General features: G+C 43.6%; 11 protein-coding genes. 4 read left to right on the forward strand and 7 right to left on the reverse strand.

From position 1 onward, the window contains the following. Nucleotides 1-161: 161 nt before the first annotated feature. The 3 genes from QO187_RS09590 (at nt 162) to QO187_RS09600 (ending at nt 5380) form a co-directional block, all read left to right on the forward strand. On the forward strand, nt 162-1361 hold the full coding sequence (locus tag QO187_RS09590; RefSeq protein ID WP_102094000.1) for a sugar transporter: 1200 nt from the start codon (nt 162-164) through the stop codon (nt 1359-1361). A gap of 370 nt (nt 1362-1731) precedes the next feature. After that, nucleotides 1732-3009, forward strand: coding sequence for a YbfB/YjiJ family MFS transporter (locus tag QO187_RS09595; RefSeq protein WP_102093998.1), 1278 nt, complete (start codon nt 1732-1734; stop codon nt 3007-3009). A 400-nt stretch (nt 3010-3409) separates the two neighbouring features. Then, nucleotides 3410-5380 carry an autotransporter domain-containing protein gene (locus QO187_RS09600; RefSeq protein WP_102093996.1) on the forward strand — a complete coding sequence of 657 codons (1971 nt, stop codon included), beginning with the start codon at nt 3410-3412 and terminating at the stop codon, nt 5378-5380. A 152-nt stretch (nt 5381-5532) separates the two neighbouring features. On the opposite strand, the gene arfB is transcribed toward QO187_RS09600, so the two are convergent. The 6 genes from arfB to QO187_RS09630 form a co-directional block, all read right to left on the reverse strand. Beyond that, nucleotides 5533-5946: an alternative ribosome rescue aminoacyl-tRNA hydrolase ArfB gene (arfB, locus tag QO187_RS09605; protein ID WP_102093994.1), complete on the reverse strand. Its 414-nt coding sequence runs from the start codon at nt 5944-5946 to the stop codon at nt 5533-5535. 345 nt (nt 5947-6291) lie between these two features. Beyond that, nucleotides 6292-7134 carry a CoA ester lyase gene (locus QO187_RS09610; protein WP_102093993.1) on the reverse strand — a complete coding sequence of 281 codons (843 nt, stop codon included), beginning with the start codon at nt 7132-7134 and terminating at the stop codon, nt 6292-6294. Between the two features lie 205 nt (nt 7135-7339). Beyond that, nucleotides 7340-8104: an SDR family oxidoreductase gene (locus QO187_RS09615; protein WP_197707707.1), complete on the reverse strand. Its 765-nt coding sequence runs from the start codon at nt 8102-8104 to the stop codon at nt 7340-7342. Between the two features lie 148 nt (nt 8105-8252). Then, nucleotides 8253-9035: an SDR family NAD(P)-dependent oxidoreductase gene (locus QO187_RS09620; RefSeq protein ID WP_057760664.1), complete on the reverse strand. Its 783-nt coding sequence runs from the start codon at nt 9033-9035 to the stop codon at nt 8253-8255. 3 nt (nt 9036-9038) lie between these two features. Beyond that, nucleotides 9039-10046, reverse strand: coding sequence for an NADP-dependent oxidoreductase (locus QO187_RS09625; protein WP_102093991.1), 1008 nt, complete (start codon nt 10044-10046; stop codon nt 9039-9041). Between the two features lie 22 nt (nt 10047-10068). Next, nucleotides 10069-11874, reverse strand: a complete 1806-nt coding sequence (locus tag QO187_RS09630) for an acyl-CoA dehydrogenase (RefSeq protein WP_102093990.1) — start codon at nt 11872-11874, stop codon at nt 10069-10071. A gap of 181 nt (nt 11875-12055) precedes the next feature. Here QO187_RS09630 and QO187_RS09635 point away from each other — a divergent pair, with 181 nt between their 5' ends. Beyond that, the gene (locus tag QO187_RS09635; RefSeq protein WP_101205632.1) at nt 12056-13078 is read left to right on the forward strand and encodes a GlxA family transcriptional regulator; all 1023 of its coding nucleotides are present in this window, start codon (nt 12056-12058) and stop codon (nt 13076-13078) included. A 19-nt stretch (nt 13079-13097) separates the two neighbouring features. On the opposite strand, the gene QO187_RS09640 is transcribed toward QO187_RS09635, so the two are convergent. Beyond that, nucleotides 13098-14375, reverse strand: a complete 1278-nt coding sequence (locus QO187_RS09640) for an LD-carboxypeptidase (RefSeq protein WP_102093988.1) — start codon at nt 14373-14375, stop codon at nt 13098-13100. Nucleotides 14376-14470: the final 95 nt, after the last annotated feature.

Consider the following 14470-nt stretch of genomic DNA (forward strand, 5'->3'; position numbering starts at 1 on the left):
ACTCAAGTATCCTCAATAAACGTCCAATTAACAATCCTTATCAAAAAACACCTTTTAAGATCAACGTGAGTTTGCTATCTTGCCGCGCAACCCTTGTATTCTAATTAAGCCTACCCCACTTTGACCTATCACACGTAGTATTCGCATCTGTATTGGATTTTATGACACATAACCTTGAGGCCAGCTCAAACGCTCGCCGAACTCAGTATTTTCAAGTATTTTTGATGGGCGTTAGTGCCTTTATTATGAACACCACAGAATTTGTCCCGGTGGCGCTGTTGAGCGACATTGCCCAAGACTTCTCTATTACGACGGCAGAGACCGGCTGGATGTTGACACTCTATGCTTGGATTGTCGCAGCGATGTCATTGCCACTAATGCTATTAACCAGTCGATTTGAGCGCAAACGTTTACTCTTGGGTCTTTTTGCCGTATTCATTGCCAGTCATGTGCTGTCCGTATTTGCGTGGAGCTTTAATGTGCTGCTCATTAGCCGAGTTGGGATTGCTTTATCGCATGCGATATTTTGGTCGATCACAGCTGCTATCGCGATACGCGTCGCACCTGAAGGCAAAAAAGCCATGGCGCTTAGCGTACTGGCGACGGGTACGTCGTTAGCAATGGTACTGGGTGTGCCGCTAGGACGCTTAATTGGGCAATGGTTCGGCTGGCGGGCTACATTTGGCGGTATTGGCGTCATCGCCTTAATTGTATTTATTCTACAAGCGAGACTCTTACCAACGCTACCTAGTATGTTTGAAGGGTCTTTTAGAAAGATTCCAGAACTCCTTAAAAACCCTTTATTGGTCTGTCTATACCTGCTTATCTTATTGGTCTTTACAGCGCACTACACAGCTTATTCTTATATAGAACCATTCATGCGCCAAGTCGGTAATATCAGTGAAAACGCTGCGACTTTTGTACTGTTATTATTCGGTGCAGCTGGAATTGTAGGCAGTGTTATTTTCAGTCGGTGGGGTGATCGGTTCAATACCAGATTGATGCTGATATCGACCATACTGATGCTCGTGTCTATGCTTGCACTATTGCTAGCAGTGGCCTCTGTATGGGCGCTCAGCTTTATCGCCTTGCTTTGGGGCACGGCACTCATGCTACTGATTATCTCGATGCAAGCCAAAGTCATCATGGTCGATGTCAATGCGCAAGACATGCTGATGTCGATGTTTTCAGGTATTATTAATTTGGGGATTGGTACGGGTGCACTATTCGGTGGTTATGCCGTGACGCATCTTTCACTATCTAGCGTAGGATACACAGGTGCGGCTATCGCAGTTGTGGCATTACTCTTAATGCTATTTATGATCAAGCGCTTTCCTGAGTTGAGTAAGCGACTTGGCTAGCTAATAAACTGATATTAGATAGTATCCAAAAAACAGCAGACAGTAAGTAACCGTCAGAAAATAACAAGCAGAATGCCAGCCATATAAATGGGCTGGCATTTTCTTTATGTGTGAATACAACGATATAGCCTACAAATCATTTCAAGGATTTCTTAGACACCGATTGAACGAACGTTCAGGTGCGGTTATACTAATTTTATTGGACATAAGTATACTTAGGCTATAAGTGTATTTAATAAAGGACTGATAGGGATTGAGCACAAAAGGATGAGTGTGAAATGGATACTATTCAAAACAAGGAAGTCATTACCTACAATTTAAATTTAGTGACGATATATATTGCGAATTTTCAACTTGTTGGAGATTCGTGATGCCTGATGGAATGACTCAACAAGACAATCCAGATCAAGGAAATCAGGGTAGTACCGCTCCTCTTAAGCTAGGCAGGTTACATTATGCTTGGATCGTTGCTGCGACAGGTTCTATAGCAATGTTCTGCGGACTTGGGTTAGGACGATTCGCATTTGGCATGTTACTGCCATCCATGTCATCTTCTTTAGGATTAAATTATACTCAAAGCGGAATCTTGGGATTCACCAACCTGATAGGATATCTGGTTGCAGTGCTTCTAAGCCCTTTTATTCTACCTCGGTTGGGTACTCGAACGACTGCGACGGCAAGCCTCCTCCTCATTGCTGTCTCTATGTTTGGTATGGCTTTTACCACTAGCTTTCCAATACTTTGCGCACTCTATGTACTGACAGGTATCGGTAGCGGCGGCGTGGTCTTACCGATGATGAGCGTCATGTCGCATTGGTTTTTTCCTTCACACCGCGGGCTTGCTTTAGGACTGGTCATGGCGGGTCCTGGATTTGGTATCATTTTATCGGGCTTTGTCGTACCCAAACTCTTACCTATCTCTACTCTACTGTCTTGGCAGACAGGTTGGCTGATTTTTGCCGTGATTAATATTGCGGTAGCTTGGCTTACTTTCACTTTGATTCGCAATCATCCAGATGATGTCAGCCAAAGCCCTTTTGGGCGCGCACCTATCTTGCCTGTTAAAAATAAGAAGAAGCTAGAACGTAACAATATTAAGCTACTCGTACATTTAGGTGTCATCTTTGCCATTTATGGCGCTACTTATATGGTTTACGTCACCTTTATCGTCACCAGTATGGTTGGCTCGTATCAACTGAGTGAAGCGACTGCTGGTGGTGTTTGGGCATGGATTGGACTGCTTAGCATGTTTTCAGGGATGTTGTTTGGCTGGATTTCTGACCATATTGGTAGACGCCTTGGTCTAGCGTTGGCTTTTTTCTTCCTTGCCATCGCTTATCTGTTGGTCGGACTCACTGATTGGCATTTAGGACTGTATTTATCAATTATCCTGTTTGGCCTAGTGGTTTGGAGTGTGCCTGTCATTATGGCAGCTTCTGCAGGCGATTATTTCGGGCCTGCGGCAGCAGCGAGTGCACTTGCGGCACTGACTTTTGCTTTTTCAGGTGGGCAAGCTCTTGGGCCAGTGGCCGCAGGCTATCTTGCAGAAATCACTGGAGACTTTAGTATCAGTTATATGATATCTGGTATCGCCGCTTTTGTAGCGCTTGGGCTTGCCTTATTATTGCGTCCACAAAAACAAGCTTAATTTCAGTTTCCATAGTATTGATACTGCTAGCTATACTTTGCTATTGCTGGCAGTAGACATCTATATGCTCATCCGACCTAATTATCTTATTGTGGAGTGCTGCTTTGATACTATTTATGATTGGGCAGTTGCTTAGGTTAAACAAGCAATATCGATAGATAAGCCTTATACTTTTCAATAAAAATCAGTTGCTTACAGCATAATTATATAGAAGGGAACAAAATATTATGTGAGCGAGATAGTATGGTTTTTTAATACTTGATACCGCAGCAGCATACTCTAAAAACTTACTCATACAAGGCAATATCCTTGCAGTTTTGCAATCAAAACGATTGCTAGCTTTTTAAAAAGTGGTTACACTCGGTTGACAAACTATTACATTGATGACAAGGAAGTCGCTATGCCTCGTAATACTTCACGTTCTAAAATTAGCCATACCACTCTCAAAAATTTTACTAAAAGCATGCTTGCTATCAGCCTATCTATCGCTGGTATTTCTCACGCAAATGCTTATGACAGTGTCACCTTTTTCGGTGATAGCCTGACCGATGGTGGATATTTTAGTCCCATAACTCAAGATATTTATGGACTTGCAGAATCAGGTCAGTTCACTACCAATCCTGATAATACATGGGCAACATCATTCGCTAAACAACTGGGTACCACTGCCGTTGCTAATACTTTAGGTAGTCCTCAAAATAGCAATAACTATGCTATTGGTGGTGCAAGAGCAGGCGATAACACAGTACAAGTTTTTCCTACTAGTTCAACTAGTGCAATCACTGTTGACGTTGCATCTACCAACAGTCAAGTAAATAGTTATCTCGCCAATAACATAGTAGATTCTAATGGATTATATGTGGTATGGGCAGGGGCAAACGACTTGCTTGCAGCAGCGGACCCTACTAACAATGCCCAAGCTACCATACTTGGAGCAGTAGCTAGCCAAACCAAAACGATTAATGCACTAAAAGATAAAGGCGCCAAATATATTTTAGTACCCAATATTCCTGATATTGGTTTAACTCCAAGAATTATCGCAGCACAGGCAGCTGCCGATGCAGCTGTCAAAAAAGCTATTGAAGATGGTGAAAGTGCTGATGTTATTGCTAACATTCCAAATCAAACTATTCAAGCGCAAAGCACTGGTGCTACTAGTCTATACAATCAATTTATGCTCAGCGGCGTGGCGGGTACTGGGGCTAATATCATACCGCTAGATATGTTTAGCTTAACTCAGGAGATCATTGCGTCGCCTGCTCAGTATGGTTTCACTAATGTCACCGATGAAGCTTGCGGTGACAACAATAGCTCTCTAACTTGTGGACCTGATACTCTTGTAGAAGCAAATGCCAACGAAACCTACTTTTTCGCTGATGGCATACATCCAACAGGCGCTACCCATCAACTGATTGCTGACTATGCAAATGCTGTAGTCACAGCGCCTAGCTTAATCGGTGTACTGCCACATATTGCAACGACAACGGGACTTGCAACCAATGAGCGCTTACAGTCACACGTCAACCAAATTCAAAGCAGTGAGCAAAAACCTGCCCGTACACTATGGGCCATCGGTGAAGTGGCTAATCAAGAAATTGCAGGGTTTGATGGTGATAATAATACTCAAGTATTGCTGGGTGTAGATTTTGCTCATCCTAACTCAGCAAATGCAGTGACAGGCTTGTATGGCAATATCACCCAAAAAGACTTTGAAAACTCAGACGTTGGCACAGGTTTGAGTGATATTGATCTGGGAGAAGTTGGTTTTGGTGTCTATCATAGCAACAAGTTTGGCGGTTTACAGATTAATGGTGCTGCAGGATTTGGCAACATGGATGTCGATGTCACACGTGCTGTCACACTTGGTAGTAACCAACAACAGTTTAAGTCAAATGCTGATGGCAAACGCTTTTATGCCAACTTGCAGGCAGGCTATCCGATGCAAGTGAGCAATATTGCCGTCACGCCTTATATCGGTGCAACAGCGAGCCGCGTAAAAATTGACGGACTCAAAGAAAAAGAGCTGTCTGGCATTGCCATGCAGTTCGATGAGCAGAAATACTCTACGACATATGGCAAGCTTGGTCTTAAGGCTAATCATAGCTTGATGAACAACCTCAACTTATTTGGTGACATTCATTACCAAAAGCAGCTAAGTGACAATCGCGAAGCGGTAACCGCACGTTTGAATACTCTACCAAATATCAGCTTTGAAACGCCTATGGTCGAAACTGATGATGATAACGTTGCTATGACACTTGGCCTATCTAGAAGCTTTGGCCTATTGAATGCCAACGCTGGTGTCACACATTCACAAGGTAATGACGACGACTCAACCAGCCTATTCATTGGACTTAATGGTGCATTCTAAATAAGTCGTTAATACAGAATAATGGTATAGGTGATAGTTAATCGCCTATACCATTCTAAATTCAAAAGTTGCCATAACCTACTACGGTTTTTGTTCTCTAACCTTTCCTCTCGTAAAACCTTTCAACGACAAAACCTACTATCACAAACTCTCTAAAAATCTACTTTACCGCGCAAAGCCTTTGTCTTACCGCGCTGGGTCTTTTTATCTACCCGTTTACGTTTGGCATTTCTGCTTGGTTTGGTGGGCTTTCTGGTTTTATTGACGTAAGTGGCTTTGGTGATAAAGCCTTGCAAACGCTCAAGCGCATCTATTTTATTGCGCTCTTGGGTTCGAAACTGCTGCGCCTTGATAATTAGCACGCCTTCCTTTGTTATTCGGCTATCTTTGCTATTTAGCAATCGCTGCTTGTATTCATCACTCAGACTTGAGTTGTTAATATCAAAACGCAGGTGAATGGCAGAAGATACTTTGTTGACATTCTGCCCACCTGCGCCTTGCGCTCGTATGGCGCTGATCTCTATCTCATTATCGTTGAGGCTAATATTGTTGTTAATGAAAATCATAGTTTGCTTTTATCGAATGTGAATGGATATGGTTTGTGATAAAGCATTATATAGTCAACCCTCTATAAATTAGGTACGGTGTCAGTCTCGCTTAGTATACTGCTTGTAATACTTTCACTTGGCTTTCTAGGGCGTGTCCTCATTTTAAAAATGAGATAAATCGCAGTCAAACAAGGAAAATAGCGCAGATAATATCGAGATATTAGTCAGCTATTTGACGCCATTTGGCAAGATTTAGCCATTTTTAACCCATTTAGATAACTATAGATTGAATTGAGGACACGCCCTAGTATCTGAATTATATTGAACCGACTGCCTATATTTAACTAAATATGGATTGGTCTGCTACTTTGCCAACAGTTGACGACAACGTTCAATCACTGGAGCATCGACCATCTCTCCATCTACTTTAAATACTGCCTGGCCGCTCCGCTCGTACTCCTCGACCACACGCTGTGCAAATAACAAAGTCTCATTTGTTGGTTGCAATGCTTGTTGGACAACTGCCACTTGTTTGGGATGAATACACAGCATTCCTGACATGCCCATTTGTGACCATAGCTGTACTCGGTCATTCAGCCCAACTTCATTATTGAAATCAGGATAAATAGTATCGATGGGCGGCGATAATTGGTGCAATTTTGACGTCAGGATTAGTTGATAGCGGATTTGATTGGCAATGATATCAGCAGCAGGTGTTCCTACTTGTACTTGCAAATCGTTGCACAGATCTAAAAACCCATAACTAAACGCAGCCAAGCCGACTGCTTTTGCTATACTATCGATTTGATACAACCCCATCGCACTCTCAATCAATGCAATCACAGGTAAATTGGTAAGCTGATGTACGCTTTCTATATCATCTACTTGCTCAGCTTTGGCCAATAACACGCCAGCCAAATTAGGCGTTTTCTGACAGAGCACTATGTCTTTAAAGAATTCTTCGCTACCAGCCTTATTAATACGTAGCCAAATCGGCTGATAACCTGCACTGTCGTGATATTGCTGTAATGCTTCGCGTGCGGACGCTTTATCTTCTGGCGCAACAGCATCCTCTAAATCGACAATAACCGCATCTGCACCACTAGCAAATGCTTTCGCTACTCTATCAATGCGAGTCGCTGGCACAAACAGCCATGTTGTATTTTGAGAAATCGTTTTTATTCTATTTTTGATAACTGAATCCATGCTTAACTCCTATATCGTCCAAGTAGCTATTAGCATATTTATTATGCCACTATACAGCTGAACTCATTTAAAATTAGCAGTTTATTCGATAGTGCAAAACCAAATCAAAAAAACCGCATGAAAATTTATCTCATGCGGTTCTTGAATCTCATGCAGTTTTAAACAATTACTTTCTTATCTAACCTATGTCTTATAGATTGTCTAATTAAGCCAGCATACCACCATCGACAACGATAGTCGCGCCTGTCGTATAACTTGAGGCATCAGATACTAGATACAATACGGTACCAGCCATTTCATCAGGCTCAGCCACACGTCCTAGCGGAATCGAGTGTAGCGCCATTTTTAAGACTTTATCGTTAGTAGTCAATGCAGAGGCAAACTTAGTATCCGTCAAACCTGGCAATAGAGCATTAACACGGATATTAAGTGGACCACATTCTTTAGCAAATGCTTTGGTCATGCTGATGACTGCCGCTTTAGTAATTGAGTAGATACCTTGCTTATCGCCTGCTACTAAGCCATTGACCGATGCGGTATTCAAGATGACACCGCCACCCTGCTCTTTCATCATTTTGCCAGCAGCCGTCGACATAAAGAAGTAACCACGGATATTAACTTCAACCGTTTTATCAAAAGCGGCTAAATCTGTATCTAAGATATGGCCATAGTAAGGGTTGGCTGCTGCGTTATTGACCAAGATATCGATTTGACCAAATTCACTTTTGATATGCTCAAAAATTGCGTCAATTTGTTCCATATCTCCTACATGACAAGCAAAAGCACTGGCCTTATGACCGTCAGCTTTGATGCTATCAGCGACTGCTTGGCAAGCATCGATTTTGCGGCTTGAGACAATCACATGTGCGCCTCTTGATGCCAATAAACGAGCAATAGACTCACCAATACCACGGCTAGCACCAGTTACTAGAGCAACCTTACCGGTTAAATCAAATAAATCTTTCATCATTATTCCTTATATTTTTATAAACTTTATATTCTCAAACATTCATTCTTGAACGCTGTCACTATGTTGCTAAACGCAGATAATCGCTGTCATAACTAACAGCGATTATCGAGCACTAATGAACTAAACAAAGAGCGCTCAACGATCACAGTTACGCTAGCATACCACCATCTAAGGTGAAGGCATGACCATTCATAAAGCTGCTTTCATCGCTGGCAAGCCACGCAATCGCACTAGAGATTTCACTGACGTTTCCTAGGCGGCGCAGTGGACTAGCCTTAATCGTTGCTTGCTGCGTACGTTCATCCATCGTTGCCATGGTATTGCGTACCATTGGCGTATCAATGAAGCTTGGGCATACCGCGTTAAAACGGATATTGGCACGAGCATACTCATGGGCAGCAGATTTGGTCAGACCCATAACGCCATGTTTAGCCGCACTGTAGGCTGAAATCATAGGTGCTGAACGCAGACCAGCAATAGATGCGACGTTGATCACATGACCACCGCCATTAGGCAGCATACAATTGACCGCAGCACGCATACAGTGCCACACACCTTTTAAATTCACGGCGATATTACGATCAAAATCATCATCGCTTAGCTCATGCATTGGTGAAGGCTTGTGGTCGATACCAGCGTTATTCACCACAACATCTAGGCCACCAAGCGTTTCTACTGCAAAGTCAAACAACGCACGCACTTCATCACCACTGGTCACGTCTACTTTTTTAAAGACGATACTGTTGCCAGCATCTTGGCCTTGCTTGGCAACCGCTTCACCCATCTCTTCTGCCATATCACCAATGACGACTTTTGCGCCGCGACTGGCTAGCAACAACGCACTTGCTGCACCGATGCCTGATGCACCGCCCGTGATCAAAATTCGTTTGCCAGCTACATCTGATGCAATTCCATTTGTATTCAGTGTCATGATCTATCCCTCTACCTTAAGTACTAGTTTGCCAAAATTTTCACCATTAAAGAGCATCATCAAAGTATCAGGGAACGTCTCGATACCTTCAACGATATGGTCTTTTACTTTCATATCACCTGACTGAATCCAGCCAGCAATCTCTTTCATTGCGATTGGGTATTCTTTGATATTATCGAACACCACGATGCCTTCCATGCGAGCACGATTGACCAATAATGATAAATAGTTCGATGGGCCTTTTACTGCTGTGGTGTTGTTATATTGGCTGATAGCCCCGCAAATAACGATACGCGCATGTAGATTAATCTGGGTAAGCACGTCATTTAAGATATCACCGCCTACGTTGTCAAAGTACACATCGACGCCGTCTGGACAGGTTTTCTTTAGGGCTTTTTTCACATCTTCGTTTTTGTAATCAATCGTCGCATCAAACCCAAGCTCATCGACCAAGAACTTGCATTTCTCAGCACCGCCTGCAATACCAACGACACGGCAACCTTTAATTTTAGCAATTTGACCGACCAAGCTACCAACGGCACCAGCAGCTCCTGATACCACTACCGTCTCGCCTGCTTTTGGCTGACCCGTTTTTAGCAGACCAAAATACCCTGTCATACCCGGCATACCGAGTACGCCTAAGTAGTAAGACAGCGGCGCTAGACTTGGATCAACTTTATGTAGACCTGTGCCATCACTGACCGCATACGACTGTACGCCGTCGTGACCTGCGACATAGTCACCTACTGCAAATTTTTCATGCTTACTTTCAATCACTTCACCCACAGTACCGGCGCGCATAACTTCACCAATTTGTACTGGCGCGATATAAGATTTGGCATCGTTCAACCAACCACGCATCGCCGGATCGATAGAGATGTATTCAACCTTAATCAGCAGCTGACCATCGGTAATCGTCGGTATTTCTGTCTCGGTATAATTCCAAGTTTCAGCGCTTGGCTCGCCTACTGGTCTTGCTTTTAGGCGCCATTGTTTGTTTATCGTTGTCATGTCTCTTTCCTTAGAGTTGTCCTTAGAACCAGTCCGCTTGCATATCAGTGCAAACCGAGTTGGTGTTGGTTAATAATTCGATGTCGCGTTTAACTAATGGTAGTTCCCAATCGATGAAGTATTTGGCCGCTTGTATCTTGCCTTTGTAGAAGTTTTGCTGCTCGACATCTTGCGTCGTACTTAGTAGCTGCTCAGCTTTACTGGCTTGGCGAATCCAAATCCAGCTCAGTACAATTGAGGCAAAAATATTCATTAGTGCTTGAGCATTACCAGTCAATGTCAGCGCTTCTTCTGTCTGCAACACTTTGCCCAAATGCACGAGCACTTCATGCAACTGACCCATATAAGGCATCAGCTTGCCTGCAAGTTGCGCACTCTCAGGCGTAGTGATGCTTTCCAAATCTTGTGTAATTTCACGTTTTAGGATTTGAATGCCTAACCCACCTTTTTGCCATAACTTGCGGAATGACAAATCTAGCGCCTGCACACCATTTGTGCCTTCATGGATAGGATTTAGACGATTGTCACGCCAAAACTGCTCAGCTTGATATTCGCGCGTATAGCCTGCGCCGCCCAATACTTGAATACCCAAATCATTGGCTTTTGGACCATACTCAGATGGCCATGCTTTTAGCACTGGCGTTAGCAAATCTAATAGTTCGGTTAGCTCATTTTTTAGCGTTTCGTCTTCACAGGTATTGATACGGTCAATTAGGTTTGAGCCATATAAGCACAATGAGATGCCGCCTTCAGAGTAAGCTTTTTGTGCCAATAGCATTCGCTTTACATCACCATGCTGAATAATGGCCGTTGCATCGTCTTCAGGCTTATTGTTTGGCGCAATGCGACCTTGTGTACGGTTTTTGGCATAATCTAGCGAATACTGATAGCCACGATAACCAATCATAGAAGCGCCAAAACCGACAGCGATACGTGCCTCATTCATCATTTTGAACATATAACGCAAGCCAAAATGCTCTTCGCCAATTAAATAACCATGACAATCACCTTCATCACCGAAGCTCAATGCCGTAGAAGTTGCACCTCTATAACCAAGCTTATGAATCAGTCCAGTCAGATGTACATCGTTGCGCTCGCCAACAGACAAGTCATCGTTCAAGCGATACTTAGGCACGGCAAATAAAGAGATACCTTTGACGCCGCCTGGACCACCTGGCACTTTGGCCAATACCAAATGCACGATATTGTCAGACAACTCATGATCACCTGCTGAGATATAAATCTTGCTGCCTTTAACGCGGTACGAGCCATCATCCTGTTTTACAGCGATGGTTTTGATATCGGCAAGCGACGAACCTGCATGCGGCTCAGTCAATGCCATGGTGCCGGTGAATTCACCTGTCAGCATACGCGGCATAAAGGCTGCTTTGATATCATCACTAGCAAAATGCGAGATGACGTTGATTGCCGCAGTGGTCAGAAATGGATAGGCAGTCGTTGATGGATTGGCTGCCATAAAGTAGCCTGCCACAGCTGTCATCACTGTCTCAGGTAACTGCATGCCGCCGTCTTCGAAGCTATAACGACCTGCGATAAAGCCAGAATCACGGAACGCATCAAAAGCGACTTTTACATCGTTTATCATGCTGACTTTTTTACCATCGAACTGCGGCTCGTTCTTATCTGCGATATGGTTGTGCGGTAAAAATAAATCTGTCGCAATCTTGTTTGCCGTCTCTAGCACAGCATCAAATGTCTCACGGCTATGTTCTGAGAACTTTGCGTGCTCGGTGAGTGATTCTGTGCCTAGTACATCATACAACTGGAAAGGTAATTCGAAATCGTTTAGGAGGGTATCTGCGGCCATAGTATTCTCATTAACTAATTAAATGTGGTTATCAATTGATATTAGTCTAATTTGATACCTGTCCGTATTGTCATTTATGACATAATTATGGTCAAACAAGACATAAACAGAGTGTCTAACCGGTTAAAATCAGCCAAATAATGGCTATTTTGGTAAGCACAGCAAAGGAAACGAGTGACTTATGCCCTATTTCAAACCTTTTAAAATGATTATTCTTGGCTTCGATGGTGTGCTCGGTAGTGTACTATCTGGCGCATTGGACTTGTTTTCATTCACGGGGGTCAGCTGGCAGCGCTTCTCGAATGAGTCTGTAGAGCCACGATTTAATGTACAGATTGCAAGCTTAGGTGGTGGCGATATCAGGTGTAGCAATCGGTTAATCATGCAAGCCCACTGTGATATTCGAGACGTAACAGAGTGCGATTTATTGCTTGTGCCCACTATTGGCGATTCTATTGATAAGGTATTAAAGCAAAATAGTGAGCTGCTGCCACATTTAGTACGGCTTGCGAATACCAAGGCTGATATAGCAAGCAATTGTAGCGGAGCATTTTTTTTGGCAAAGGCAGGATTGTTAGATCATAAGATAGCCACCACACACTGGGGCTATGCCAATAAATTTAAGGCAGATTTTCCATTAGTGGACCTACAAGAGAATCAGTTTGTGACCCATTCAAGAAGCGAGTCGACAAACCAGTCGGGCAATATATTTTGTGCAGCTGGCGGCAGCGCCTTTTATGATTTAGGGCTATTATTGATTGAGCGCTACTGCGGACGTGAGATCTCTACGCAAGTGGCAAAAACCCAAATTATTGATAGCAAAAGAGGTAGTCAAAACAGCTATACCAATGTGACCCTGCACAAGCCGCATTCCGACCATTTGATTAAACAAGTCCAAGAATATATCGAAGAGAACTTTCAACATTCTTTGCAGGTCAGTAGTTTAGCCGCTATGGTAAATATTACCCCGCGCACTTTAAACAGGCGCTTTCAGTCCTGCGTAGCAATGCGACCGATTGAATATATTCAGGCCGTCAGAATTGAACAAGCCAAACGCTTACTTGAATTAGGCGATGTATCAATAAAATCGCTTGCCGATCAAGTAGGTTATGATGATATCTCTTCATTCACGCGTCTATTTAAACGTGCGACAGAGCTGACACCAAAAGAGTATCAAGATAAGTTTTCGCGGTTGGCTATTTAAAAAGGACAGTGATTAGCGTTTAAGCAGTCTGCCACAAGCCTTCCACTTGGATGGCATCAGCCTTAATGGTTGGGTAGTCGGTAAATACCAACTGATAGCCACCATTTACATCAGGACTCATCTGGCAAGTTACTCCTAGCGGAAAACTGTATTTTTTGCCGATATGACCAAAAGGCATACCACTATATATCGGCAATCCTGTCAATTCATGCAGCTGACGAATGACTGTGGCGACATCATAACGTTTGTCATAGCTGTCCTCGCCCGTACCAGACAATGCTCCAAATACAATCGCTTGCTGATTTTTAAAGACGCCTGCGAGATATAAGTCATATAACATGCGCTCAATACGATACGCCTGCTCGCCGACATCTTCTAAAAACACAATACCGCCATCGATACGCGGTAAATACTCACTACCTGCCATCGCTGATACGACACTTAAGTTACCACCCCAAATCGTACCAGTTAACAGTTTTGGCTCACCCTTTGTCAGTATGGCAGGTAGCTGCTGACTGGTTAACGAAGCATCTTGTATACTGATAGTTAGATTGGGATTGGTCAGCACTTCAACAAACTGCTGACAGCTGACTTTATCAGGCGCAGTTTTGCCAAACTCACTATAGAGCATCGGTGCGGCAAGCGAGCTCATTGACCCTTTTGCCAATAGCGCACATTGGATAGCTGTCACATCACTAAAGCCTGCGAGTATCGTGCCGCGCTCCTTCATAACCCGTCCTAGCGTCGCCCAGTCCACCATAGACAATATACGCATGGCACCGTAACCACCGCGCACACCTAACAGAAGCTTGGGCGTGGCTATTGCTCCAGTGGCAAGATTTTGAAAATCGCTAGCACGCTGTGAGTCCGTTCCCGCAAAGCGTAAATACTGACGATTGGTAATAGCAGGATTCTCTACTTTAAACCCAGCACAAGCCACACGATCTAATGCCAACTGATTACGCTCATCACTACCACCAACGTTAGAGCTAGCAAAAAGTCGCGTCTCAATCGTGGGCGTGATACAACCTGCCTGCGTCAGTGATTCCTGTGACGTTTGTGCTAATGAGCGATTATCCAATAACGAAGTTGGCAGATCATCCTTGGTCAGTTGCGAGTTATTGCCAGACTCGATGTGACTGGCTGCCAGCGCTTGAGAAATACCTTGGCTCGCTAATACCGCTGTGCCTGCACTCACACCGATTCGACGTAGAAACTGCCGACGGTTTAGCCCAGATGTTGTTTCAGTTGCACGACTATTTTTATCATCTGTCCATGCCTGACGCTTAATCCCCATATCTTACTGCTACCTTATTAGACCTCTTGCAAAAGTAGCAGAGGGAATTAAAATAAGAAGAACATTCATCGTTGTCTAGGAACCATGCCAAACAT

It is taken from the genome of Psychrobacter sp. Arc9, from assembly GCF_041431295.1.
Lineage (GTDB): Bacteria > Pseudomonadota > Gammaproteobacteria > Pseudomonadales > Moraxellaceae > Psychrobacter.

Excerpts from the sequence above, each read along its gene's own strand:
- QO187_RS09630 (WP_102093990.1), bottom strand. The coding sequence starts at position 11,874 with ATGGCCGCAGATACCCTCCTAAACGATTTCGAATTACCTTTCCAGTTG.
- QO187_RS09635 (WP_101205632.1), top strand. The coding sequence starts at position 12,056 with ATGCCCTATTTCAAACCTTTTAAAATGATTATTCTTGGCTTCGATGGT.
- QO187_RS09625 (WP_102093991.1), bottom strand. The coding sequence starts at position 10,046 with ATGACAACGATAAACAAACAATGGCGCCTAAAAGCAAGACCAGTAGGC.
- QO187_RS09590 (WP_102094000.1), top strand. The coding sequence starts at position 162 with ATGACACATAACCTTGAGGCCAGCTCAAACGCTCGCCGAACTCAGTAT.
- arfB (WP_102093994.1), bottom strand. The coding sequence starts at position 5,946 with ATGATTTTCATTAACAACAATATTAGCCTCAACGATAATGAGATAGAG.
- QO187_RS09615 (WP_197707707.1), bottom strand. The coding sequence starts at position 8,104 with ATGATGAAAGATTTATTTGATTTAACCGGTAAGGTTGCTCTAGTAACT.
- QO187_RS09595 (WP_102093998.1), top strand. The coding sequence starts at position 1,732 with ATGCCTGATGGAATGACTCAACAAGACAATCCAGATCAAGGAAATCAG.
- QO187_RS09610 (WP_102093993.1), bottom strand. The coding sequence starts at position 7,134 with ATGGATTCAGTTATCAAAAATAGAATAAAAACGATTTCTCAAAATACA.
- QO187_RS09640 (WP_102093988.1), bottom strand. The coding sequence starts at position 14,375 with ATGGGGATTAAGCGTCAGGCATGGACAGATGATAAAAATAGTCGTGCA.
- QO187_RS09620 (WP_057760664.1), bottom strand. The coding sequence starts at position 9,035 with ATGACACTGAATACAAATGGAATTGCATCAGATGTAGCTGGCAAACGA.
- QO187_RS09600 (WP_102093996.1), top strand. The coding sequence starts at position 3,410 with ATGCCTCGTAATACTTCACGTTCTAAAATTAGCCATACCACTCTCAAA.